Annotated in this window: 9 protein-coding genes; 1 reads left to right on the top strand and 8 read right to left on the bottom strand. The window is 58.4% G+C overall.

Annotated elements, in window-relative coordinates:
- Nucleotides 1-83: 83 nt before the first annotated feature.
- The 4 genes from Q0G85_RS04785 to Q0G85_RS04770 form a co-directional block, all read right to left on the bottom strand.
- Nucleotides 84-12,902, bottom strand: coding sequence for a SpaA isopeptide-forming pilin-related protein (locus tag Q0G85_RS04785; RefSeq protein ID WP_297155242.1), 12,819 nt, complete (start codon nt 12,900-12,902; stop codon nt 84-86).
- A 392-nt stretch (nt 12,903-13,294) separates the two neighbouring features.
- The gene (secA, locus tag Q0G85_RS04780; RefSeq protein WP_297155240.1) at nt 13,295-15,916 is read right to left on the bottom strand and encodes a preprotein translocase subunit SecA; all 2,622 of its coding nucleotides are present in this window, start codon (nt 15,914-15,916) and stop codon (nt 13,295-13,297) included.
- A gap of 259 nt (nt 15,917-16,175) precedes the next feature.
- On the bottom strand, nt 16,176-18,668 hold the full coding sequence (locus Q0G85_RS04775; RefSeq protein WP_297155237.1) for an S-layer homology domain-containing protein: 2,493 nt from the start codon (nt 18,666-18,668) through the stop codon (nt 16,176-16,178).
- 121 nt (nt 18,669-18,789) lie between these two features.
- Nucleotides 18,790-20,019: an IS110 family transposase gene (locus Q0G85_RS04770; protein WP_297155235.1), complete on the bottom strand. Its 1,230-nt coding sequence runs from the start codon at nt 20,017-20,019 to the stop codon at nt 18,790-18,792.
- A gap of 846 nt (nt 20,020-20,865) precedes the next feature.
- Here Q0G85_RS04770 and Q0G85_RS04765 point away from each other — a divergent pair.
- Nucleotides 20,866-21,288, top strand: coding sequence for a peptide deformylase (locus Q0G85_RS04765; RefSeq protein WP_297155234.1), 423 nt, complete (start codon nt 20,866-20,868; stop codon nt 21,286-21,288).
- A gap of 234 nt (nt 21,289-21,522) precedes the next feature.
- Here the strand turns inward: Q0G85_RS04765 and Q0G85_RS04760 are convergent, their stop codons facing one another.
- The 4 genes from Q0G85_RS04760 to Q0G85_RS04745 form a co-directional block, all read right to left on the bottom strand.
- A complete protein-coding gene (locus Q0G85_RS04760; RefSeq protein WP_297155232.1) occupies nt 21,523-21,804 on the bottom strand; it encodes a hypothetical protein in 282 nt (93 codons plus the stop codon).
- 47 nt (nt 21,805-21,851) lie between these two features.
- On the bottom strand, nt 21,852-23,141 hold the full coding sequence (locus Q0G85_RS04755) for an ATP-binding protein (protein ID WP_297155230.1): 1,290 nt from the start codon (nt 23,139-23,141) through the stop codon (nt 21,852-21,854).
- 433 nt (nt 23,142-23,574) lie between these two features.
- Entirely contained in the window at nt 23,575-24,981 is a 1,407-nt protein-coding gene (locus tag Q0G85_RS04750; protein WP_297155228.1) for a sodium-dependent transporter, read from the bottom strand.
- 129 nt (nt 24,982-25,110) lie between these two features.
- The coding region (locus tag Q0G85_RS04745; RefSeq protein WP_297155226.1) for a hydratase at nt 25,111-26,749 on the bottom strand (1,639 nt) is incomplete at its 5' end.

Below are 26,749 nucleotides of genomic sequence, written 5' to 3'. Positions count from 1 at the left end.
ATCGAACCCTAAAGCAAGCTTGCCTTCTATCCCGCATGCGACTGGCATACGCTCGGAGACGGCCGACGATGCCTTCCCTTAAATCACCTCGCCCGCCGAGTAGTCCCTCGGCGCCGGCGAGCAATGGCAACGCCCGCTCCCGAGGCAACGAGAACAACGAGAGCTGCCTGCGCCAGGGGTGCATCGCCCGTCTTCGCCAAGCTATCCGATCCCGATATCTCCCCATCAGAAGGAGCGGGATCGTCCGTTACGGCTACCCACGCGGCGCCCTCCCTCTCCGAAATTGTCACATGAGCTGCAAGGTCGGCAGAAACGTCAGCGCCCAACGCCAGCCTGCCATCGGAGTAAACCAACAGCGTTACAGGGTCGAGCACTTGGTAGCCAGCAGGCGCCGAAACCTCCCTCAAGACATAGCGCTCCCCTTCATCTGAACCGATGAGCTGCAGGCCAGAGAAGAGAACGCCGGCGCTGTCGGAGACGAATGACTTACTCGTGGAGCCATCGGGGAAGTTTCCCTCGAGAGAGAACTGCGCCCCAGAGAGCGCACTGCCCCCCTCGTCAAGCTTTACGGCACCCACCTTAAGTGGGGCATCGACAGCGATGACGCGCGCCTCGCCCGCACCGTTCGAAATAGTCCACCCTGCCTGAGATGCAGCTGGAGCGGGCGAGGTTTCCCCTTCGCCAGCGGAAGACCCCGCAGTGATCGTGCCATCAGGGTTTACCGTAAAGGTGAACGTCTCCTCGATGAGCTTGTAACCCTTGGGAGCCCGAGTCTCCGCAAGATCGTAGGAACCACCTGCGACCAATTGGGCTATGCAGGAAACAAGTCCCCTCTCATCGGTCTCGAATTCCTTCGGCATTGTCGTGCCATCGGCAAAGGCAGATCCCTGTTTCGGTGTTATCGTGAAGCGAGCCCCCTTCATAGCGCTGTCAGCAGAGCCATCGGACGCCTTCTTTTGGATCACAAGCTCGATAGGATAATCCTCAGCGGAAACCACGATGCCGCCTTCGCCCACCACCGAGTACCCCGCATCGGCGGATTGGCCAGCCACAGGAACAAGGGAGCCGTCCGTTGCCACGGTGAACGTAAACGCCTCGGCGTTGATCCTATACCCTTCGGGCGCACAAGTCTCGGTAAGCGTGTATACGGTTTTACCGTCGGCAATCAAAAGCGCCTTGTCGAGCTCGGCCATTCCGTTGGAATCGGTCGTCAGGCTACGCTCAGCCGTCCCGTCTGCAAACACGCCCGAAAGAAGGAAGCTCGCGTTTTCCAGCTTTTCCAGCGCGTTGAGGGAAGAGACCTTCTGCACGTGCATCCTGGTGGGATCGTCCCATACTTCGCCCGTGAAAACCGTGATGATGGTTGCGCCCACTTCAGAAGTGGTCGCCTTGAACTCGACGGGAACGCTCCCTTGCGCCTTCATGGTCCCGTCGGCTGCCACCTCAACGGTAAGCGACTTGTTGGGAACCGTGTATCCTGCAGGCGCCGATACCTCGGTTATCTCGTAGCAGCTGCCCGCGACAAGCTGACCACTCAATGAGGTTTTGCCATCCGCGCCGGTCGCAGCCAACACCTTCGACTCGGTCGTTCCGTCCGCAAACGAGGACCCTCCGACGGGCGTTACCTTAAACACGGCACCAGCCAGCAGCTTATCGCCAGCCTCGTCTTTCTTGACCAGGGAAAGCTCGATGGGATCGTCAACCGCCTGCACCGAAACGGCGTCTTCGGCAATGCTCATCGAACCGTTGGCGAACGACGACTCCTCCGCATCGACTTGCTCGATGGTTCCATCGGCATGTACCCTGAAGGACAACGTGCCCTCGATCAACTTATAGCCCGCAGGGGCAGCCACTTCCCAAAGCCGGTAGACGTTACCCGCCACGAGATGCCGAAGCGTACACGTACCCCCTTCCATGGATAGCTCCCTTACGGTTTCCACGCCCGTTTCGCCATCGGCAAAAACTCCCCCTATGCGGAAAGTGGCGCCGGCAAGTGCCTTATCCGGGGTATCCGTTCCTTTGTCCGAACCGAACTTAGCAAGCTCAATCTCAATCGGCTGGTCAACGGCCACGATGCCGAGATGATCGCCAAGCAGGCGATACTCCCCGTTGCTTACCGACGAAGCGTCGGTGTCTCCCTCGTAGATTCGCCCATCATCGGCGACCGTGAATTTCAGGCTGCCCTCAATCAGCTCATAGCCGGCAGGCGCCTTGGTCTCCGTAAGGATATATGTCTGCCCCGTGGCAAAGCGAAGAGAGCTCACCTCGTCGACGCTCAAACCTTCGAATGTGCGCTGCTCCAAAACACCACTCGTCGCATCCTTGGCAAAAGAGCCCTCGACCGTGAATTCCGCGCCCGTCAGACGAGCATCCCCGCTGTCGGCGCCCAGCTTTGCCAGCTGAAGGCTCACCGCATCATCGGTCTTGGTTATCGTCACCGTTTGCCCGTTCAAAACGCTGAACCCATGATCCGTCTGAGGCGAAAGCGTCTCGACCGTGCCATCTTCTTTTACCGTAAACTCGAGCAACGAGTCATCGAGAATATAGCCTGCGGGAGCCTGCGTCTCCTTGAGCGTATAGCGGGTGCCTGAGAGCAGACCGTCGACGAGGACCGTCCCGTCCAATCCCGTGGTATAGGGCCTCGTCGCCTGCTCGACCTCGCCATCTTGGTTTCGGAACTCGCCCTCAATGGAGAAGGTCGCGTTGCCAAGGTTCAAGCCAGTTGAACTCTTCTTCGCAAGCACAACCTCTATCGGCGTGTCAACCGCAGTGACGATTGCTCCACCATCGGCTAGCTGCCAACCAGCGGGGAGAACCCCGATCGGCTCGATTCCCCCGCTCGCCGCGATCTTGAACGTCGCCTTAGGAAGCTTCTCGTATCCGATGGGCGCTTTTGTCTCTTCGATGGTATACACGTTGCCCGCGATCAGAAGCCCCGTGGTAACGACGGAGGCGCCATCGCCTTCGGGAGCTATAGTCATCTCTGTGGCGCCGCCCGCGAAAACGCCCTTTATCTTGAACTCCGAGCCAAGAAGAGGGTTACCGTTCTGGTCTCGCTTGTACACGATGATGCTCGTGGGCTCGTCCTTAGCCGTAAGAACGCTTGCGCTCCCATCGGAAGAGAGGTCCCAACCCTCGGGAAGCGCACTACCTGCACAAGTGGCAACGCCGTCATCGGAAATGACAATCTCGATCTCGCTCGCTTCAGGAAGCGAAAACCCTTCAGGTGCCTTAGTTTCGGCAACAACGTAACTGTTGCCCGCAATAAGCTGACCCTTAAGGGAGGTCGAGCCCAAAACGGGCTGTGCGTTGCCAGAGGCATCCGTTTCGAATTCCTTTGTAGCTGCGCCGTCAGCGAAAGCCGACCCTTCCTTCGGCACGACCCTGAACTGCGCACCCGCAAGCGCAACCGTTCCGCTCGGATCGGTCTTGCGAATGCTGAAGTCGATTGGGGAGTTGGCGACCTGCCCAACGGCAATCGGGGTGGTCAGCGTCGCCTCGACGTTCTCGGCGCTCACTGTTGCTTCTCCGGAAACCGCCCACTGCCCATCCTCGACGCCCGCGTAACCCGCAGCCGCCTTCGTCTCCACGAAGCGATACGTGCCCCACGGTAAATTGGTAACAAGCAGTGCACCTCTCTCGTACGAGGCGCGGCCCTCCGTCTGTACAGCTTCGGTCAGCGAGATGATCGACCCGTCGTCGGCAACGTTTGCTCGATATGACTTACCGGAAACGATTCCCTCGGCAACGACTGCCCATGTTCCATCGGAACCCTTCTGTTCCAGGGCGAACTCCGCCCCTGAGATTCCGCTTCCAGTCGCAGAGTCAATCTTTTCCATGTGGATCGCGCCGTGCAGCGGCATGTTTGAAAGCTTTCCGTCAGTGCCCAGCGAAAGCGTGGCGCCGCTATCGTCGTTGTCGACCGTAAACTGTATTGGCGCCTCATCGCCCAGGGAATACCCCAAGTTGCGCGTTTCCGCCAGAATATAGGAACCTTTCTTAAGGCCGGTCAGCTTGAGCATTCCACCCTCAGCGGCAGAACTCGACTCAACCTTGGACCCGGTCGCGTCAAGCGCATAGGTCTTACCCGATTCGAGCCCGGAAGCTATGAGGCTGCCACTCTCCGTGCCATCGTCTCGGCTCAGAGTGAACTGAGCGCCGGAAATCACCGCCCCCGTTTCCGCGTTAACTTTCTCGAGTTCTGCAGCAGCGTTGAACTCGTCGTTTTCCGCATCCAGTTTCACAGAAGGCTGCGACGTTTCGGATTGGGCTATCTCAAACGCAAAGTACTTTCCTTGCGCATCGATCGTGTTGCTCGACGTCCCCGTCTCTATGAAGTAATAGCTCCCTTCCGGCAGGCCATCGCTCGCACGCTGGTAGTACTTCGCAAATTCGGCGAACGCTTCGCCTGTGTTCTTATAGACCGCCTGGGCGTCATCACGTGAACGCCAAGAGCCGCTGCTATCGGTGACGAGTCCCGTGGCTATGCACACGCCACCGCCGTTTTCGGCATTCTCGTCATATATGCCTTTGTATAGGTCGAAGGTCATCTTGGCAACGGGCACCTGGTCGCCGTTGTGATCATAGTACTTGCACAGCTCGACCTCGCCGCGAACCACAGCATCGGTTACCGTCACCGTCGCCACGTTGCCCTCGACGGTCACGGCGACATCGCTTCTCGAGGCGGAAGCGGATGCCACGGTGCCGTCGGCGGCGATCGTTATCGCAAAGTCAGCGGCTTTCACATGCCCCGCGGGAACAGAAGTCTCCTTCACGGTGTAGGTGCCAGCCGGCAAGCCGACTATGAAACCCTGATTCGCCCCCTGCATCTGAATGCCGGGGTCGCTTGACTGAGAAGAGGTGCCCGTAGGCCAAACGACACTGCTGGCCGAGCCCTCGTCATCGCGCTGCCAACGGGCGTATCGCTCGCCGTCCCGCCAGAACTCAAACGCTGCGCCGGTAAGCGTTTCGCCCCTCGACCCGGTGGTGTCGTCGCCGACCTTGTCCATTGTGAAGCTGGTCGAGGTGTTGGTGATAGTAGCCGCTGAAACATTGCCCGTCTGGCCATCTACAGAGGCATCGTCTGCATAGCTTTCGTAGAAGCCCGACGCGCAGTCGCCAACCTCGATGACGCGGTAGCGGTAGACATTGCCCGCCTGGTCGGTTTTGGGCAGGCCGGAATACGAATAAACCCACGTCCCGTCAACTTGCTTCCACATAGGTTCGTCCGCAACGCCCCCATCTTTGGACGCGTCGACCCAAGACGCTCCATCGACAGAGCGCTGCACCTTGAGTTTGACCACGTCTTGAACCTGCTCGATGCTCTGAGGGGCCATCCCCGTGCCGTAGTCGTTGAAGAGTTTTTTACCCGTGATGTCGATGGTATTGAGTCGATTGGTAAATTCGCTCGCCGCTTGACCCTCCTGCGAGGCGACCAGCTGCACCTTGCCGTCTTTGCTCGTTGCGACAGGTGTGCCGCTCGCACTATAGCTTCCCTTGACCTGTTCCACCAGACGATAGGCATACGCCGTGCCCGAAGGATCGGTTTCGGGAAGGTTCCCAAACGTGGCAGATGCCGAATTTTCTGTTCCGGAAAGCACGACCATAAGCAGCTTGGGGTTCAAGCTACCCTGATCGTCGGCAAAGGGATTCTCGATGTCGGCTCCGTATTCGCTCAGCCACCTCCACGAGGAAGCATCCGATGGGGTAGTTGTGCGCTGCAGCGCATACGTGAGGTTCCATGTATCGCCCGCATGCTGCGTTCCCGGCCTCGAAGCCCACTCATTGTCCCCGTCGTCCCATGTTTTGACAACCGAAATCGAGGTGGTATTCAAGGTGTTCGTTATCTCCGATGTCGAGACCAGCTCGCCTTTTTCGTTAGTCTCCGAAGATGTACTCTGAGAAGGCTGGTAGGGCTTGTAGGCAAGGTATGAGCCCGTCTCGTCGGGAGATGCGATCGGCACCTCGGTCTGCTTTGCCGAGCCCGCGTCGTATGTCAGCTTCGACTCGACCACTCGCCAGGAGATCTCACGTTGCCCGCCCGCGGTCGAGTAGAGGGTGGGCAGGCTCTTCCACGTATAAGAGTATTCGCCGACACCTTGGTTCTTCTTGTCGGTAGCAAGCCATGTCTTTTCGAAGGGCTGGAACTTTCCACCCACCTCCAAGCCCGCAAGCGCATTCCCGCTCTCGTCGGTGATGCCGAGCGTCTTCAAAACCTCGCCCGCATCGCCCCACTCGCCGCCCTCGACCTTGGCCTGCACGCGAACCGTCAAGCTTGGGCGCTGCTTCCAATCGGCATCAAGGTCATCGTCCCATTTCTTGACAACGGTCAACTTGCCCTTCAGGTAGTTGTCAATCGTCGGCACCGATACAAAACCGCCTTCGCCATGGTTGTCGGCGCTTACCGTACCGCCGTTGCTAGTGGCGTCGACGAGATACTGCGACCCATCGGGCAATACCTCTTTCACCGTATATCGCCACGGCTTGCCGTCTGGCGCATACTGCTCAAGATTGGAAATGGTGTATACCCAGGTGTTCGCATCGGCGGACTTGTTCCATTGCAGATAGTTGGGCGCCTCGGCATTATCGCTTTGCAGCTCGATGACCCCTGTCGGAGAGCTCGAGTCGAGCCCCACGAGGCTCCTCATGGTCTCGATCATCCCCTGTGCCTGCCCTTGTGCATCGGGAATACCGTTTTGATACGTTCGCGTCACTTGAAGGGTGATGTCCTCGGGGCGCAAGCCGAACGCGTTGCCCTGATCTTGCCACGTCTTTTTTCCCTGCAAAGAAGTCAGCGTGTCTTCGGGATAGTAGGAGTTCCTGAACGTGACATCGGGAGTCTCGTCGTTGGCGACTATCGTCTTTTCGGGCTGGTCGAAAGCTCCCTTATCGTAGTTGTACTGAGGCTCTCCCAGATCGGGGGATCCCCAGGAGCCGTTTTCGAGCAAATTGCCCCATGAGAAATCTGCGTCCGAAAGGCTTTTGTCCCCCAAGGAGACAAGCGTTTGGAAGCCGTCTATGCCATTTTCGGCAATGTAGTACACCCAGTACTCGCCGGACGGGGTGTACACCTCCAGATTGTCGAAGGTGTAGTGCCCGACTCCGGTCTGAACGCCTGCGCCCGTTTGCCCGTCAACGGAAACCGCCGTGGTTATTTCGCCAGCTGAAAGGGTGTGAGAGGCAACGCGCTCGGCTGTGCTTCGCTTTCCATCGCGGGTCACGTAGTAGCGATAGAGCGTGAAGGTGGTATCGGGAACCTCGTCCCCCGGTTCCATGCCTTCGTAGAGCTTTTTCACCGTCAGCTTTCCCGTATCAGACTGGTATGTGTTGATGACGCGGTACGAGCCGGGAGTACCTGAAGTGACGAAAACGCTATCGGCCGATTGCCCCGCCCCGTTTTCGGCAAGGTCGTCAGCCGTGAAGCCGCCAGGCTTGTTCTCGAGACCTCGAACCAGTTCGGTAGCCCGATATTCGTACAAATGGCCGTTTTGGTCATATCGCGGCAGGCTGTTCGCGGCGTCGGGCGTGACGCCTTCCGCATTCGAGCCGTAGGAGGAAATCGAGTAGCCATAACCACCAGATGCGTTTTTCTTGACGTCGCCCGTCCAGGCAACAGCCGTTTTGCCATCAGCCACCCCGGCCCCATCGGCGGCGTTGTCAACGGACGCGACGGAATACCCGCCGTCAGCGGTTTTGCTGATCTTTAGGTCCTGCCAAGGAAGCGCTTCCCCTTGCACCCAGTTGCCCGCCTCGTCGTAGGTCCCGTTCGCGAGCCTTCTCTGCAGGTAAATCGAAATACCGGGCAAGTCTGCCTCGTCGAAGCCGAAGGGCAGATCGCGCCAGATTTTCTCTCCGCTGACATCGATGGAGTTCTCGATCTTGAAGTTGAAGGTGCCGTCCTCTCGAACCGCGTCGACCATGCCCCCTTCGGCTTCCGAGCCAACGGACACTTTGTTGACCGCAGAAGAGACCTCGACGCTCGCCTGATCCCACTTGGGGTTGCCTGGATCAGGGTCGTTGGCACTGTAGGTAAGCCACTGATCCGTATAATCGAGGCCTTTTGCTGCATCTTCAGAGGTCCCGATGCGGCAACTTGCGTAGTACACGATCTCCTTGCCGTGGCTGTCGTAGCGGGGAAGGTTTCTGATAGTCGCTGAGCTGTGGTAGTCGTCGATGCTTTCCCAAGAATAGTTTTTATAGCCTGTCACCTTTTCCAGCGTGGCACGCGGATGCACGCCGTCGGCGTCCATCACCAAATTACCGTCGGCATCATATTGGTACACCTGGCGCCACAGCGTGAGAAAAACGTCGGGGCGCTGATTCAGCACTTCGTTGACATAACCGTCGTACCAGGCAGTGAAGAAGGTGACGTCCTTCGTTTGGACACGCTTGTTGTTGTAGGAAGCCGCAATCGAGTCAGAATAGTGCCACTTCGAGCTATAGTCGCACGTATAGCTGGTTCTCACCGAGGAATAGTCGCCACTATCCTCGAGCCAGGCCTCCTCAACGTTCCAGTCGACGACAAATCCCTTGGCGTCGTATTTCGGCAATAGGGCAAACGCCGTGCGCGATGTCGCCGTCGAGCTGTCGATTCGTACGACGAGCTTAGCCCCCTCATCGCCTTCGACCCTGTTGCCGTTCTCATCGGCAAGCCACACCCAATCAGGATTGACTTTCGTGTTATAGATAGCGGTCTCCTGCAGATTCGAGGAGGTGAACACGTATGATTTCGACGCCGCCTGGTCGTCACCTGCGGTCACGTAGACGTCGCCCGCATTATCTGCATGAAAGGAGACGCCGGCATTTGTCGAAGAGAGAACAAAGCACGCGCTCGGGCGCTCACTCGGATTTGCCCCCGCATCGGTCCAGCTTTTATCGACGGCGATGTTCACGTTGCCTATTCTTTTGTTCCTCACCTCAAGCGAGCCTAAGACACCGTCGGTGCCGTAGTCGACCTCGTAAATATACGCATGTCCCCCGTCTTGGGCGAATCCGACCATGCGCTCGTTGAAGGGGTTGTTCTGGTTCGTCTCCGGCCAATTGACCAGCAAATCTTTGTGCTTGGAGCCTTCGGGGGCAGCGAGAACATCATCGCGCGTCACAATGGCGTAGTTATTGCTCGCCGAATCGGCATCGCTTACCGACAACTCGCGGATATAGACATCGTCTTCCTGGCTGAGCCCGCTCGTTGGAACATAGCATTCCTCGTACCAGGCGTTTTCGTAAGAAAGGGTTGCTTCGCCGATCTTCGCGTCTTGCGTATACTTCAGCTCGCCGTCTTCGAAGATGTCGTGCTTGGCGAAAATGCCCACCTTGACAGGCACGCGGGCAGAGGTGTTCCCCCCGTCCTCCCACGCTTTGCTGACGCGAATAAGCGAGCCGCCGGAACCGGGCTTGTTCCAGATCTTCGTCACGTTCGGAAGACCCGTTTCGGGGTCTTCATGCGTGTACTGGTGCTGCTGAAAATACCCCATCGATCCTTCGACGACCATGTAATCGTATTCCGAGCCGTTCTCGTCGTATTTCGGCAAACCCGTGAAGTCCATCACCCATGGCGTGGTTTCCTGACAGAAAAACGCCGTGCTGTTATCTTTTGAGGTAACTTCCCGCTTTTCGGACTGCGTCCCACTAACCGTGAATTCTCCGAAAACCTCGTTATTCCGCAGCAGAGTTACCGTAACGGGTCGAGCCTCGTAGCCCAAGTCGTTCGTATCCTGCGTGTAATCCTGGGAGTTCTCGTTCCACCACCACTTTTGCATCTGGGCAGTCGTCTCATCGACATAGCGGTTCACCAGCACCCCGCGCTCTTTGTCGTATTCTCCCTTGAAGTGAAGCGGGACGTTAGCACCCTGAGCATCAGTGATGGAAGAGAAGACGAAGAAGTCGCCCGAGATAAGCGCAAGCCCGGTATCGGGGTCGGTATCCTGCATGAAATAGCTCATGGGATCGCCCGCTTTGGTTACCGAAACCTCGTTCCAGCGATAGACCCACTCTTTGCCGTCCTTGTCGTAACGCGGAACGTCAGCACTCACCTCTTGCGTCAGGTTCTCGGATGTCCATCCTGTCACCATTTTGAACTGGGCATCATGCGGAACGTCGTCGCAATACTGAAAATCGTAGGGATACTGGAACGTGTCACCTGTGTCGGGGTCCGTCACCTCGTAGGTATCGCCATTGGCAACCCAATAGCCTCGATCCTCATCGAACTTAGCATGCTCTTTTTGTATACGCTCAAGCTGGAAGGTCACTTCGACGTCTGCCAGCTGATCTTGGAACGACCCCGCCTCCCATGTCTTGGCAAGCGTCTGCTTCGTGGTCTCGCAACGACGGTTGATGATGGTGCCGCCCATATAAAGCGACTCGTCTCCGTCCGCGCGAAGGGCATCGCCCCCTGCGGCGATGGTGCTCTCGAAGTCGGCGCTGTAGTAGTTCGCACCCGTATCACCTGTCGCCGACCCGTCTTCTGAGACGCCTAATCCGAACAGGGTCTCGTAGCCCGACACGCCTTCCTCTCGAATGAGATAGACATAAGGATAGCCAGCAGGGTCGTATTTCGCGATCGAGCAATCCGGGTACTGCTCGCGAAACAGCTCGCCCAAATCGATAGCGCTGTCGCCCGCCTCTTTGCTTTCCTCCGCAGAGAGCGTAAGCGTTATGTAAGAGCCTCCGTCGTCGCGGGTCGTCACCTGAGACGCGCTATCGGGACCCGCCCCATCGCGCAGCGAGTAGCGCCAAAGCGAGAACTTCGTCTTGGGACGCTCGGACGCATCGTCGTCGAGCCATAGCTTATGGGCATCGACGCGCGTATCTCCTTTATGGGTTACGATCATCGTGCCGTTGTTGTGCACTTCCGTAGTATCCGAGCCGTAGTGCAAGGTGTTGAGGTTGTTGTAAACGACCTGATAGTAATCTGAATACGTGCTGCCGTCGGGGAACGTTTTGGTGCTCTTTGCCTCTTCTTGCTGGAGACTGTACACAAACGCCGATCCATCGGGGTGGTACATCGGCCAACGCGCTGGCCCCAGTACGGCGGTCTGCCCGTCGTTGGAAATCGACAGGTCGAGAGAGCCATCCTTCAAAGCGCGATAGAGCTCGTTGTCCGCTTCGGGACCCCCTATCAATTCAGAGAAGTCCTCTTCTTTGCCGTTGACGTTTTTCTTCAGGATTAGCTTTTGGTGAACGCCCCATTTCCGAAACCAGGTATCAAGACGCTCGTCTTCGGGCAGATCCGCTAACTGCTTCGCCTCATCGCCGATGCGCAACGTGAAGTTGAAGACGACGTCTCCCAAAAGCTGCATTACCTCTTGCCCATCGTTGATGTAGCCTGGGTAATCTTCCCGCGAAGCATCGATGTAGGCTCCGTCGTATGCCGTCTCCCCCTCGTTCACCCCATCGTGCTTGATAGACCAGGTGATGTTTTTCCTAGTCTCCTTATAGATTGGATTGCCCTCGTCGTCAAGCGCGGGGCTGCCGTCTTCATCCATCTCTTGCGTTGTGATAACAACCTGGGAATAGAGCTCCGACGCACTTGCCTCGTAGGAGTTGGTTGATTTGCGGGCGACCTGCACGATGCAATCGGTATCGGGGTTTCTTAAATTGTCGAGATCTTCCTGAGTCATGCCCAGAAGCCGCATCGCGTCCTGAGAGACAATGTGATTGCCCGCGTTATCCGTCTCGTAAAGACGATAGGACGTGTCATCCCCTTCTATTTGAAAGTAGAGACCATACTCCTGCCTGTTCATCATTTCGGCGGTTGATGGGCGCGACCCCGAATTGTTGTCTGCCCAAAGGGTCACAAACGACGCTGCGCCGTCACGCTTCGAGGAGGGCTGGATTTTGATGACTTCGTCTTTGGTTCTCGAATTCGACTGCCCCTCGTTCGGAACCGGACCCATCAACGACAGGAGATCCCCCTTCGAAGGCACGTAGAGCTCCGCGCTGCGGCTTTCCGTCGCGGTCTGCTGCAGCAGCCAGGTGAGAGTGGAAGGGGTATCCTGAACGAGGCTGGATGAAAAAGTGACGGGGAGCTGCACGGACGCGGCGAGTGTCGAAGTCGTCGGACCATCGCCGCTCGATGCTTGCTTCATACTTTGGCTGTCAAGCGCCGCGGCATCTGAAGAGGTGTCGACCGGGGCGACGAAGCTCACCTTGATTTTGTCGCCCGTCCACGTCGCTTCGGCAATCTTCACCGTTGTGGCGTTACCCTGCTCGTCGTTTTGGAACACGTCGAGCGCAAGCGTTTCATCTGCTATCTCAAGCCCTTCCGGAAGCTTAACCGAGAACCAATCGCCGGGAACGATCACCCTGCGATCGCTCACCCCAGAAGAAGCGGTTGCAGAGTCTTGATTGCCTGCGGACAGGTCCGCGTCCGAATCGCCGATCCATGCCGAGGGGTCGAGCTCAAACGAAAGATCGAGCGTGGCGGGAATCATCGAGGGGAGCTCGCTTTGGGCAGCGCCGCTTGGGGCCGCCATCTGAGAACCGACCAGCTGGGATTCGCCGCTTTGAACAGCTTGCACCTGGGTGTCGCCCGAAGAGGGAGCCGCGCCGGACTCGCGCGCGCTATCGATGAGCTTCTGCGCGTCGACCTTGAGTCCTTTCGAGGACAACGTGAGCGCCTGGTACTGAGCACTCCAGTCAAAAGCAGACGCAAACGTTGGGGATTCAGGCGCGTCTTGCACGGAGTCGGCCGCTTCGTCGACAGAAACACCATCGGAAGCGGAATCGAGAGCATCGCCGCTCGTCGATTGCTCCTGAGGGGCAGACGTGTCTGCCTGCGCTTGCCGCACGTGGGACAAGTTGCCCGCAAGCGTTGTGGGCACGCAAAGCGTCAATGCGAGGAATATCGAAAATGCCTTACTGGTAAGCGTTCCTTTGAAAGGCGCCTTGTTTGATCGGTACATTATACGTAAGTCACCTCTGTAGTTTATCCCAACCCATTAGTTCTCTGTCTAATGAGACGTAATAATCAGCTGAATACTAGCGCTCTTCGACCGATAATCCAAGGTGAACCCCCCCAAACAATGGGAAAAAGCGATAAATGTCCCCCTCCTCGCCCGCCGCTCACCTCCTCCTCGCTATGAGCGAAAGGCAAGCCGCACCCAGCCTTTTTCCAATGGGCGGAAAACGCAAGGCGCTGGCACCCTGACCCGACAGGTCGCGCGCCAGTGTCGCTGCGCGACCCCTATTTCGCCGCAGAAAACGAGCACGCCCTCTGATGGGGGCGTGTCGTCGCATGACTATGAACTTTTCGACCACCTGGCAGGCTGCGCGATTGCCCAGGCGGGCTTGTCTCCTACCCCAGCGGGTTCCCGCCCGCAGGGTCGGGCGCATCGAGCGGCGGGGCCTCGGGGGCCGATCGCGAGTCGGAGTACACCATGTCCTCGGGGCGGAAGGGGTTGTCCTCGTCGGAGAGCCCGCTCGAGCTGGCATCGATGCCCTCGACGGGCAGGCGCAGGACGGCGCGCAGGCTGTCCTCGTAGATGGATTCCACCAGCCGCGAGAAAGCCTGGTAAGCTTCCTCCTTATATTCCACAAGCGGATCGCGGTGCCCGTAGGCGCGAAGCCCGATGCCCGCCTTCAAGCCCTCCATGTCGGTAAGGTGCGCGACCCAGTGCGTGTCCATCATGCGCAGCACGATCTGCTTGCAGAGCTCCTCGAAGAGGGGGACGCCTACCGTTTCGCGCTTCTTGCCGAGAGCGTTCATCAGGTGCCTGCGGATATCCTCTGCAAGCACGTCGGGGTCCTGATCGCATTCAACGACACTTGCGTCGTAGCCCTCCTCGCCCGTCATCGACCTGACCCAGGCATTGATCGTCTCGAAATCCCAGTCATCCGAAGGAATCTCAACAGGGCAGTTTTCTCCGAGCAGTGCGTCCACCAGGCTCTCCGCAAACTCGCCCATGCTCTCGCACACGTCCTTACCGTCCAAGATGGCGTTGCGCTCGCCGTAGATGGCCTTGCGCTGCAAATCCATGACGTCGTCGTATTCGAGCACATTTTTGCGCGAGGCATAATGCATCGACTCGACCTGCTGCTGAGCTGCAGTGATGACCTTCGAGACCAACGGGTCCTCCAAAGGCGAGTCGTCGGGGATTCCCCTCTGCACCATCATCTCGGAAACCTTGTGGATGCGCTCCTTGCCGAACAGACGCAGAAGGTCGTCCTCGAGCGAAAGATAGAACCGAGACTCGCCCGGGTCTCCCTGCCGCCCAGCGCGGCCGCGCAGCTGGTTGTCGATGCGGCGCGACTCGTGGCGCTCGGTGCCGATGACGCACAACCCTCCGAGCACGCGGACGGCATAGCCCTCGCGATCGGTGATATACCTCGCCTCGGCGTCGGCCGCGTGGAGCTGCCACTCCGCAGCCGATTCCTCGCCTTTCACGCCGAGCTTCTCAAGGGCGGCTTGCCGCAGCATCTCGAAGTTGCCTCCGAGCAGGATGTCGGTTCCGCGGCCAGCCATGTTGGTGGCAACGGTGACCGCGCCAAGCCGGCCCGCCTCGGCAACGATAGCAGCCTCGCGCTCGTGTTCTTTCGCGTTGAGCACCTGATGTCCGATGCCACGTTCGGCAAGTTTCTCCGACAGCCGCTCGGAAGCCTTCACCGACGCCGTGCCCACGAGCACGGGCTGCCCCTTGGCATGACGGCGCTCAACCTCGTCGGCGACTGCGGCGAACTTTGCCTCTGCGGTGCGGAAGATGAGGTCGCCCTTGTCCTCGCGAATCACGGGCTTGTTCGTGGGGATGGGGACGACGGGCATGTGGTAGATGCCGCCAAGCTCGCTGTCGGCGGTGAGTGCCGTGCCCGTCATGCCGGAGAGCTTCTTGTACAAGCGGAAGTAGTTCTGCAGCGTAACGGTTGCGATGGTGTGCGTCTCGGGCTTGATCTGAACATGTTCCTTCGCCTCGATGGCCTGGTGGAGGCCCTCGGAATAGCGGCGGCCTTCCATGATGCGGCCCGTAAACCCATCGACGATCTTCACCTCGCCCCCATCGACCACGTAATCATGGTCGAGCTTGAAGAGGAACTGCGCCTTGAGCGCCTGGCGCAGCCTGTTCGCGGTGGCCCCTGACAGATCGGCATACACTTCGCTCCCGAGCAGTTTCTCGATTTTCGCGAGGCCGGCCTCGGTCTCGTACACCGTGCGGCGCTTCTCGTCGAGGACGACGTCCGTCTCGGGATTAAGCCTTGCCGCGATCTCGGCGAAGCTGTTGCATATCTCGGAAGGCGCACCGGAGAGCCCCGAGATGATAAGAGGCGTGCGCGCCTCGTCGATAAGGACCGAATCGGCCTCGTCGACGACGGCGAACGCGTGCCCGCGCTGTACGCGCTCTCGAGGCGATGAGGCCATGTTGTCTCGGAGGTAGTCGAACCCGAACTCGGAGTTGGTGCCGTACGTGACGGAGGCGGCGTACGACGGCCTGCGCTCGTAAGACTCCATGCCGTTCTGGATGAGCCCAACCTTCATGCCAACCAACCCGTAGATGTGCCCAACCCACTCCGCGTCGCGCTTAGCCAGGTAGTCGTTGACGGTGACAACGTGGACGGGCTCGCCCGACAACGCGTTCAGGAAGCCCGCGGCGGTGGAGACGAGCGTCTTGCCTTCCCCAGTCTTCATCTCGGCGACGCACCCGTCGTTTAAGGCCATGCCGCCGATGAGCTGGACGTCGTAGTGTCGCAGCCCCACGGTCCGCTTCGATGCTTCGCGCATAAGGGCGAACGACTCGGGCAGGAGCCGCTCGTTCTCCTCGCCCGCGCAGGCTCGCTCGCGCAGGCGATCGGCCATCGAGCGCAGCTCCTCGTCGGACGCTTCAACAAGGCCGCCCTCGAGCGCGTTGATCTTGTCCGCCAGCTGGCGATACCGCCGGAGGCGCTTGCCGTCTCCGAGCGAGAGCAGTTTGGATATGGGATTGGGCATGGGAAGAGTCCTCCTGGGGGACGCGGCGGGCATTTCGTCAGAAAACGCCGACGCCCCCTCCCGGGTCTCCCGGATGAGGGGGCGTCGGCGCACCCGAAGCCTTACGCGACAGCTTGCGATTAATTGCCTAAGGCTGACCCCGGGGCACGGGGGGCGCCTGCACCCGCTGCGGGACGCCCGCGTCCCCACATGCCCCATGGCCAGCCTGCTGAGATCAGCTCCCAGCAGGCGAAAAATGAGCCTCGTTTAGGCAGTTTGCTTAGCCAGCGTAGCGGACGACCATAGCAGCCGCCTCAGCGCGAGTCATGTTGGCAAGCGGCGTGAGAACGTTAGTGTTCTTGCCCATGTAGCCGCCCTTGACCGCCCATGCGACGTACTCGGCAGCCCAGGAGTCAACCGCGGAAGCATCGCCATACGCAGCGAAGTCAGCGGCGCTACCAGCAGTGTAGTTGCCGTACTTCTGAGCATAGCGGGCGAGCATGGTCGCGAACTCTTCGCGCGTGATGTTGTTCTCGGGAGCAAAGGTGCCGTCACCATAGCCGGTCACGATACCAGCAGCCTTGGCCCACGCGATGGCCTTTCCGTACCACATCTTGCCATTGACATCGTCGAAGGACTTGTAACCGTACAACTCGTTGTAAGCGCCCTCGCCAAGGTCCATCTCAGCACAACCACCAGCCATGTTAAACAGAACCTGCGCAACCTGAGCACGGGTGATGGTGTCATTCGGCCCGAAGAGATTGGTTTCGGCGTAGCCATTCATAAGGCCGAGCTCAGCAGCCTTGTTGACTTCGTTGTAGTACCAGGCGCTCGAATCGACGTTGTCGGCGAACAACAGGTTTGCCTCGTCTGCAACCGTGACGGAAACCTCAGCCGGGAACGTGTAGTTCAGAGCGGCGTCATCATCTGCAGCCGCAATCTCGATGGTGTAGATGCCCTCGTCCTCAAGCTTGGTGACTTCCTTGCCAGAAGCATCCTTGACCGTCACTTTAGCGGCAGCGGGGAGCGCCTCCCACACAGGCTCGCCATCTTCGTTGGTGCCAGACTGGTACTGAAGGTCAAGAGCCGCAACCTCGGTGTCCTTCGGGACATACGTAAAGACCTGATTCCAGGTATTTTTAAATTGATCCACCTTCTTCTCAGCGCCGACCTTGATGGTGCTGAGATCAACCTTGTTGATGGTGATAGGCACAACGGCCTCACCCTGGAAGTCGACATTCTCGTTCTCGATGACGAGCTTGTAGGAGCCTGCGTTAAGCGCCTCGGCAACGTCCTTGCCATCGGCGTCGACGAGCTTGGCAGTGGTGCCCTCAATCTCTTCGCCCTCGGCATCGGTAACCGTGATGGTGAAGTTGCCAGCCTCGATGGCAGCACCATCAAAGGCCTTCTCGACAGAAGTGACGATCTTGCCCTGGTACTCGACGACAACGTTCTCGGCAGTAACGACGGTAGCTTCCTTGATGACGACCTTGCACTCAGCGGATCCGCCCAGAGTATAGGTGTCGTCGTTGATAGCGGCCTTGACGGTGTAGGTGCCAGCCTTGTGAGCCGTAAAGTCAGCAGTTGCGTCGTGGCCATCCTTGTCGGTGACGGTGACGTCAATCAGAGATTCGGCAACGGCCTTGCCTGCGGCGTCCTTAGCGGCAATCTTGGCAAGGTCGAAGTAGACCGGCTTCTTGTCGCCATTGTTGGAGGTGAACTCCGTCGGGAACGCTGCGCCATCATATTCGAAGGTGGCAACTGCGTCGACCTTGTTGCAGGTCACATTAGCATTGGAACCCGTGATGTTCGCGTTGCTTGCGTCCGCTTTGGCAGCAGTGAAGGTGTACTGGCCCTTAGCATCCCAGGTCTTGTCACCGTTTAGCGTCAGCTTGACATCAGCCGGGTTTGCGAGCACGTCGGAGCCGTTCTTGACGGAAGTCGGAGTAGAAGGCTTGGCGGCGGTTGCGCCGTAAACATCATCGACGGAAATCGTGGCACTGGCGAGATCGAATTGAGCGACCTCAACATCGGCGATCTTCTTGACATTGCCAACGAAGTTGCCCTGACCGGTGATGACTGCATAGTACTTACCGGCGTTCTTCACTTCGACTGCGGGATCGTTGTTAGCGTCGCCGCCAGCCTTCACGAACTTAATCGTGTAATCGGTGCCAGCCTTGAGGGCCTTGCCACCAATCTGAACGCCGAGATCGAGCACATTGCCAGTGTAGGTGAACGTCGTGTCGGAAACGTCTTTGGCGTCATCCGGGTTCACCTGGAACAGCGTTGCGTTTTCAAGAGAAGCACCCTTGACAGTGATGGTGGCGGAAACCTTGCCACCCTTGTAATCGCCGCCAACAGTCTCAATGGACACGGTGTAGGTGCCGGGAGCCTTGATTTCCTTCACCTCGGTGCCGTCCTTGGTGATGGTCACCTTGAAATCGTCGCCCGTGACGGTAACCGCAGACTGGCCCTTCGGGGTAACGGTGACGGTACCGAGATCGAGCGCGGAGCCGTCGGTGGTCGCGTTAGCGGTGAACTGGTTGGTCTTGCCGCTCACAGGGCTGAACGTGCTGTCCAGCGCAATGGTGCCAGCGTTGAACAGAGTCACGGCGCTGGTGGTGTCCAGAAGCTCGATGCCGTCGTTCTGGGCCTCGTCGGCGGGAGCCTCCGCCGCGAAGGCCGCTGCCGGCACCATGCCGACTGCGAGAACGCCCGCGAGGGTCGCGCTCACTGCCTTCTTCCCATTGAGGGAGTCTTTGCAAGCTGTCATTTTTCCTCCTATTGGAATCAACCTATAAGGGTTTTCATAACAGCAGGCCTTCCGCCCTCTGCTCGTTTGCGCTCATGCGGCTCGCTCGCCCACCGGTACATGCCACCGCGCGCGTCATATTCTATCCGCGGCCTTTCTCGTCTACTTCAACTGGCGGCTCATAGAAGGTACCTTCGTTCAGCATCGCGAAAATCACTGTCACGCGATGCCTTGCCAGCGCTCGGAGCGCTTGCAAATGTTTCTTTCCTTCGGCTCGCTTTCGCTCGTAATACGCCTTTGCCACAGGGTCGCACTGAACGGAGCGCTGCGACGACTGCATAAGCGCATTTTTCAACCGCCGATTGCCGCCTTTGCGCTTCCTTCTCTTATGAACGCTCGTTCCCGATTCCTCCTTGCGCGGCGCCACGCCCGCATACGATGCCAGATGGTTCGAATCGCGGAATCGGCCAATGTCGCCAATCTCAACGGCAATCAGCGCCGCATACACAGGTCCTACACCTGGAATGCTCTGCAACAGATCAACCTCGGGAATCATCTTCGCACGTTGCTCGATCATATGATTCAGGCGCTTCTCTTCGGCCAAAAGCTCGATGATACGCGACGCGATCGAGCATATCTGCTCCTCGATCACCGCAGCACCCGGCAGCATAACAGTCTGCCGATCGAGCACGTCGAAAACCTGCTCCACCTTCTTCGGCCCATCTACGCAGTGGTACTTCAGCTCCGCCGCCCACGTCGACGCACGAGCGCGGCCCGCCTGGCGAAACCCAATCGGCCCACCATAGCGCGCAATCAGTCGAATCTCCAGGTCGTTATGCAGTTTCCTCTTCGAGAAGAGCTCTTCAAGAGGCGGGCTTACCTGATGGATGAAATCGTGAAGCCGATTGTAGCAGCGCGTGCGTTCCTCGACGATGTCATCGCGGCGCGAGGATAGCACCTTGATCTCGGCCATCGACTCAGCTCGACTCCCCACGAACTCAATGTTGCGCGGCGTCGTTCGCGAAGCGTCGGCCAGGATGAACGCATCCTTCTCGTCGAATTTATCCTCACCGTACGTTTCGGCGACTTGGCGAAAACGGCGCGGCGACATGTGCGCTACTGGAATGCCCATGCTCTTAGCGACGCCGACGACAAGCCGACCGAACGCGCCGAACTGATCGACGATAACGAGAACGAGGCCAAAATCGCTTGCTTCCTCCAAAGCGGCGCGAATCTCTGCCTCCTCCTGAGGAACCTTCCGATTAATCAAAGGCTTGTCGCCATAACGGTCCAGTGCGACAATATGGTTAGAAGTTTTCCCAACGTCTATGCCGCAAAACACTTCGTATGGAGCAATATCGACTTTGTTCAAAGACAACTCCTTCCCAAAAGGGGACGAAGCCGCCGCGCGCCAACCCTCGACAACATTCCAAAGAGCAAATAGCAGCAACCTTATGAGTGATGAGCGGACGCCGCCGGGCACGGCGGCATGATTCCAAAGGCCATAGGACGGCAATGTGCATGAGCCTGTACCCGAACCCCGCGGCGGCCATGGGCGGGCCATGCATAGCCGAGCCCAACCGTTAGTATAAAACCAAAGCAAAAAAGAACAATGAGTGAAGACAGTGTCTTGACGAAATAGTGGCTTTATCACCAGTTCAAATGTGGTATCTCAATAATTCTTAAGAGGGATAGATGTATTTCACCGCCAACAAAGCCTTATCGCAAAGGAGGCAAACAATGTGAGCAGCTTGTTAATTTCTATCGAAAACAAAAATTAAATGTTTCAAATTGACGGCGTTGTGTATAATGCAAAAGAGTTATTTGGGCGTTGTGAAGCTTGCTTCACGGGTGGCACACTAGTTTTAGGTTTCATCCGTGGAGGAAGTGAAATTGCTCCCAAAGCAGTATCCACATTCCAATTGGAATAATCCCCTTTCAACAATTTAGCTAAGCTTATGATGATGTTTTTGGGACACCTTCGACTATTTGACGCTTGTCCGCTTTTGGGGACATCACGGAAGACATTACATCTCTCGGCTGTCTGAGAACCGCCCCTCGGGAAAGCTGTTCTTCGGACGCGCAACGTTCGTCAAGCCTGCCGCCTTCACTCTATGCATGCGAAGCGCGGTGAGTCTTCCCTTCCGTGGTACAATTCGGAACACGCGTGCTCGCGTTGCGGGCACGCTTTGTTTGCAACCTACGGGAGGACACCCTCATGATTAAAGACCTGGTGAAAGACGAAGCCATCTTGTCGCAGCCCTGCGACGCCGTCATCGCCGAAGAGGCCGCGGCGCTCGCCGCCGACCTTACCGACACGCTCGAGTCGCTCGAAAACGTCGCCTGCCTGCATGCCAACCAGCTCGGCGTGACCAAGGCCGCCTTCATCTACCTCGACGCCGACGACAAGCCGCACATCATGTTCAACGCAAAGATGATCCGCGCGCTCGGCGCGTTCAAGACCACGGAAGATTGCTTGTCCCGCGAGGAGGAATCCAAGGTCACACGCTACGCCAAGGCGAAAATCAGCTACCAGGAACTCGCTGGCGACAAGCTTGTCACGAAGAACCGCGAGTTTACCGACTGGACGGCCGAAATCATCCAGCACATGATCGACCACAGCAAAGGCAAGCTGGACTAAGCCGCAAGGACCGCGCGCCTGCCGGGCCCCTTCTTTCGCTGCGAAAGTTCACGCCCGCAGGCGCTTGGCTGACTTCGTCAGGGGCGACCTTTCCGCGTGCCTCTCAAAATGTTTGTCTCCACTAGCGCGCCTCTCTTATCCACCGTTCTTCTTCGGGAATCCACGACATGCCAGTAGCGATTGATAGATGGGACCACCCTTAGCCTCGCCATATTTCCCAACTAATGCAGCATTTTAGAGTTGAATTCTTCCGACAAACCGCAGTCGCACCCCCGCCGCTGCGAGGGACAAAGAGTTCAGGAAGATCATCAACGCGGCGTAGAGATACGGCGACGTTTCGGCCGCCTGGGAGGTTCCCCAGTTCGTCATTCCTTCGGCAACAGAAATATGCGAGCCAAATACAGCGAACGCGGCGAGCAGCAAGAAAAGCGCTGCCGCCTTTGCAGCATAGCAAGCCCAATGCCGCGCTTCTTGCCCTTTAAGCAGCTGCTCCGAATGCCCCACACTTGTGCTCATAACAGGTTCCCCCCACTACATCGAGGCCCAATTAATCAAATTCCTCTCTATAGGCAAAAAGCAGCATAGAGCGGAACAGACCTGAGACCGTCATTCGTTCCAAAGGGCTTAGTCGAAAGCCTGATAAGGCGCACGCCCGGATGGCTCTTTTTAAGTGAGGACAGGCTTCGGGATCGCGTGTTCTCGCCCGTTTTGACCTCGATCGCAGACACGCATCCCCGCCTCTCTACGACAAAGTCGATTTCCGCACGGTTGTCTCGAGCCCAATAATGCAGCGGATAGCCTATGGCTGAAAGCTGTTGGGCCACATAGTTCTCGGTAAGTGCGCCCATGAATGTGCCGCCGATACCGGCGAGAATATCGGCTCGCTGAGCACCGGCTTTGGAGACGAGCAGCCCGGTATCCGCTTGATAGATTTTAAAAGACGAGGGGTTGACGAATGCCTCCAGGGGACTTTCAATCTGTCCGACGAGACTGCAGCGCATCACAGTGCCCGACAGCACCAGCCAATCGAGGGCGTCCCCAAAGAGGGACGCGTTACCCCCCGCTCGCACCACCTTGTATTGGAATTTACGGTTCTCCTTGGCAAGCTGCTGCGGAATGGAGTCGAAGCATGCGCGAGTCTTTGCGCTCAGGCGCTCATCGGCATATTTATTAGTGTCGGCAGAATATCCGTCGAGGATAATCCGGTGCTTTTCGGCGACATCGATGACCGACTGAACCTCAACGTAGGTTTGGACAGCTTCGGGCATCCCGCCAACAACAAGATACTGCCGATAGAGACCAAGCGCTTTGTCATGAAGGCTTGGAGCAAGGGGGTCCATTGATTCGAACGACGAGCGTATCTCGTCGGCCAGCCGCTCGTACCCCATCGCCCAAAGAAACTCTTCGAAATCAAGCGGGGCCATCTCGATCAAGTCGGTCTTTCCAACGGGGAACGAACACGACTGATGATTAATGGCAATCCCAAGAAGCGACCCAGCTGCCGCGACGTAATACTCGGGGGCATCTTCGCAAAAGTACTTAAGAGAAGTTAGCGCTTCCTCGCACGCCTGAACCTCGTCAATGAACAGCAAGGTTTTACCAGGCACGATGCGCTGCCCCGTGCGAGCCTCAATCGCGCGCACGATCGAATGGGGATCGAGACCGCCTGAAAAGTCCGCCCGCGCCGACCGATCGTTCTCGAGATTAACGTAGACGACCGATTCGAAAAGGTCCTGCGCGTACGTTCTGAGCAGATAGGTCTTGCCGCACTGGCGTACGCCTTTGACTAACAGGGGCTTCCTATCAGCCTTGTCTCGCCATTCCTTAAGGAGCCTGTCTGCCTTGCGACGCATACACAGCCTTTCTTATGGAGTTCATTTCGGCAATATTTTAACGCAAATTAATTTAATTTTGATTATTTTTCCGCGTTAAAATATATCAGCGGCAATACCTGCAGCCGCTTAAGCGAGCTTGCGGGGCGAGCTTGCACACGCCTTCTAGCTTGGGAGACGATATTCTTATGGTTCTCCCCTCTTTGCGACACATCGACGGCACGATAAGCCCAGGCGTCGAAAAACCTATGAAATAAGGCTCGACATTATTCCTGTGTAGCCTAAGCAACAGAACCATATCCTGCACTTTGTTTCAATTGCAGCGAAAGCGATTATGACGAGCGAAGCGACCGCGAGTGAATCGATGCGAGCAACTCGCAAGCCGATTGCAAACCGCAGGTCGCAGCTCTTCGTCAGGACCTGGCATCGAACAGCCCGAAGGGAAGCTATCCCGCTACGAAATCCCCAGCCACGTGCTTACGATGGGCGCATACCCCAGCACAAAGATGATGATGATCCCCACGGGCAGCACGTACTTCATGTACCGGTACGACCAGGCGGGGAAACGCAGGCCCTCGCCCGTGTCCGCCTCGGCGAGGAAGTTCTTCCATCCCCATCCGCGCTTGCTCGTGACGAACATCACCAAGAACAGCCCGCCCAAAGGCAGGATGTTGTTCGACACGAGGAAGTCCTCGATCGCCTGGATATCGCCGATGCCCGGGATGGTGGCACCCGAAAGCACGTTGAAGCCCAGCACGCACGGGATGCTCAGAATCGCGATCAGCGCGCCGTTCACCAGGCACGCCTTCTCGCGGCGCACGCCCCACTGATCCATGGAGAACGCCATAATCGTCTCGAACACGGCGATTACCGTCGACAGCGCGGCGAAGCTCATGAACAGGAAGAAGAGCGTCCCCCACAGCTGTCCCAAAGGCATCGCGTTGAACACGATCGGCAGCGTGATGAACACAAGCGACGGCCCCGACGCCGGCTCCACGCCGAAGGCGAAGCACGACGGGAAGATGACGAGGCCCGCCATGAGCGCGACCAGCGTGTCGAGCACGCCCACGCGCACGGCCTCGCCCGTGAGGCTGCGGTCCTTGCCGATGTAGCTGCCGAAGATCGCCATCGACCCCATTCCCACCGACACGGTGAAGAACGCCTGGCCAAGTGCCGCATACACCGCATCGCCGAACGTTGCCCACTGCTCGGCGGGCGTGTTGCCGGCGAAGAGCTTCCCGAAGTCGGGCATCAGGTAGAACTCGAGACCCCCCTCGGCACCCGGCAACGTGACCGCACGCACGCACAGCGCCACGAGCACGACGAACAGCGCGACCATCATCACCTTCGTGACGCGCTCGACGCCGTTTTTCACGCCCGCACGCGTCGTGATCACGCCGATCGCCACGATGATCAGCATGTAAATCGTCATCTGCACCGGATCAGCCAAAAGCTGCCCGAACACGCTTGCGACATGTTCGGTACTCGCGCCGTTGAACTCGCCCATCGCGCTTTTCACCATGAAGGCGAGCATCCAGCCCGCCACCACCGTATAGAACATCATGAGCAGGTAGTTGCCCGCAAGGCCGACCCACTTGAAGCGATGCCACTTCCCGCCCTCGGGCTCGAGCTCATCGTAGCTGCGCGCGATTGAACGCTGGCTTGCGCGGCCCGCTGCGAATTCCATCACGAGCACCGGCAGCGCAAATATCACCAGGAAGATCAGGTACAGCACGACAAACGCCGCGCCGCCATATTCGCCGGTGATGTAGGGAAAGCGCCATACGTTTCCCAAGCCGATCGCACACCCAGCGCTCACCAGGATGAACCCGAGACGCGATCCGAACCTTTCACGTTCCATGAAAACCTCCCCAGTCGAAAACACGGGGCACGCTTCTCAGCTGTTGCCCCGTGTTCGATACTCTTCCAATCACGCGACTTCCCGCCGCGCGACTATGGCGTATTGCGTGCGCAACTACCCGCGCACCGCCTACTCTTTTTCGCGACGCGCACGATTATAGTTGATAAGGCAGCCCGCACGCACGATAGCGCGCTCTTCTTCGGTCATATCCGCCACATAAAGCGAAATCTCACGAGCTTCTCCCGCGTGAACGACCCACGCAGTGATGTCGGACAGATCGCCGCCGATCGCCTCGCGGATGCCCGGAACGTACACGTAGTCGCCTACCTCGAACGGCGGCTCGCCTTTAAGCTGAAAAGGCACCATGCCCCAATTCATCACGTTGGAACGATAGCGCTTGGTCGCATACTCCTCGACGATGTTCGCAAGCCCGCCGATAACGCGCTGGCAGCTCGCCGCCTGCTCGCGTGCGCTTCCGTCGCCGGGCTTCTTCGCGTAAATCATGCTGCCGTACTCCACGCGGGATGCGTCTACGTCCACACCCGCGCCGTTGAGTGCGGCGAACACGACGGCGAGCTCGGGATCGGCCTCGATAAGGCTCTCCCCCGCCACGCGGCGCTTCTCCACCGCATCGACGCGCTTGGAGCGCCCGACGTATTCAGGATCGCGGCGGGAAAGCGTGAACTCGGCCAGGCCGAGCGGGTTGGAACGGTACGAGCTCGTCTCGCCGGAGGGAATGAGCTCATCGGTCGTGGTCACCGGATCCACGATCTTCGAGCACACCTTCAAAAGGATGTTCTCACCGAGCGGCTCCATGGTAGGCCACGGCTTGATGTTCGGGCCCTCGACAAGTTCGCTCGCAGAATCCGCTTTGCCGAACCCCCAGTACACGCGCTTGTCGTAAGGCGCGCTGTCGAAGGTATACTCGCAGGCCTCGTCCCACGTCTCGTCGGGAAGATCGGTCGCAGGGGTTAGGATGCCGCCCGCTGCCGCCGTCGCCGCGATGGAGCGCGCGTCCATGAGCGCGACTGCCGAGAGCTGGCCGTTGCCCGGCTTGGAGCCCTCACGGTTGGGGAAGTTGCGCGTGGTGTGGCGGATGGAAAGCCCATTGTTCGCGGGCGTGTCGCCAGCGCCGAAGCACGGACCGCAGAACGCCGTGCGCACGATAGCGCCCGCTTCCATAAGGTCGTAGATGTAGCCGCGGCGCGTGAGCTCGAGCGCCACGGGTTGGCTTGTGGGATAAACCGCCAGCGAGAACTCGCCGCAGCCGATGTTGGCGCCCTTGAGCGCGCGGGCCGCCTGCACGACGGAGTCGTAGTTGCCGCCCGAGCAGCCGGCGATCACGCCCTGCTGCACGCGCAAACGCCCGCCCTCAATCTTGTCGAGCAGGCTGAAATTGACCTTGTCGCCGCCGATGCGAGCCGCCTCGATTTCGACCTCGTGCAGGATGTCCTCGAGGTTCGCATTGAGCTCGTCGATGGTGAAGCCGTTCGACGGGTGGAACGGCAGCGCGATCATGGGGAGGATCTCGGAGAGGTTCACGCGTACGCAGCCGTCGTAGTAGGCCACGTCTCCCGGAGCGAGCGGCTTGTAATCCTCGCCTCGACCATGAGCTGCGAGGAACGCATGGGTGTCCTCATCGGTGACCCAAATAGAGGACAGGCAAGTGGTCTCGGTCGTCATGACGTCGATGCCGTTGCGGAAGTCCGTCGTCATAGACGCGATGCCCGGGCCCACGAACTCCATCACCTTGTTCTTCACGTATCCC

The organism is uncultured Ellagibacter sp. (genome assembly GCF_934617235.1).
Classification (GTDB): Bacteria; Actinomycetota; Coriobacteriia; order Coriobacteriales; family Eggerthellaceae; genus Ellagibacter.
This window is presented reverse-complemented; position numbering and strand designations above follow the sequence as displayed.

Bases quoted from the DNA above. Each gene is read 5' to 3' on its own strand.
- Q0G85_RS04750 (WP_297155228.1), bottom strand. From the start codon at position 24,981: ATGGAACGTGAAAGGTTCGGATCGCGTCTCGGGTTCATCCTGGTGAGC.
- secA (WP_297155240.1), bottom strand. From the start codon at position 15,916: ATGCCCAATCCCATATCCAAACTGCTCTCGCTCGGAGACGGCAAGCGC.
- Q0G85_RS04760 (WP_297155232.1), bottom strand. From the start codon at position 21,804: ATGAGCACAAGTGTGGGGCATTCGGAGCAGCTGCTTAAAGGGCAAGAA.
- Q0G85_RS04785 (WP_297155242.1), bottom strand. From the start codon at position 12,902: ATGTACCGATCAAACAAGGCGCCTTTCAAAGGAACGCTTACCAGTAAG.
- Q0G85_RS04775 (WP_297155237.1), bottom strand. From the start codon at position 18,668: ATGACAGCTTGCAAAGACTCCCTCAATGGGAAGAAGGCAGTGAGCGCG.
- Q0G85_RS04765 (WP_297155234.1), top strand. From the start codon at position 20,866: ATGATTAAAGACCTGGTGAAAGACGAAGCCATCTTGTCGCAGCCCTGC.
- Q0G85_RS04755 (WP_297155230.1), bottom strand. From the start codon at position 23,141: ATGCGTCGCAAGGCAGACAGGCTCCTTAAGGAATGGCGAGACAAGGCT.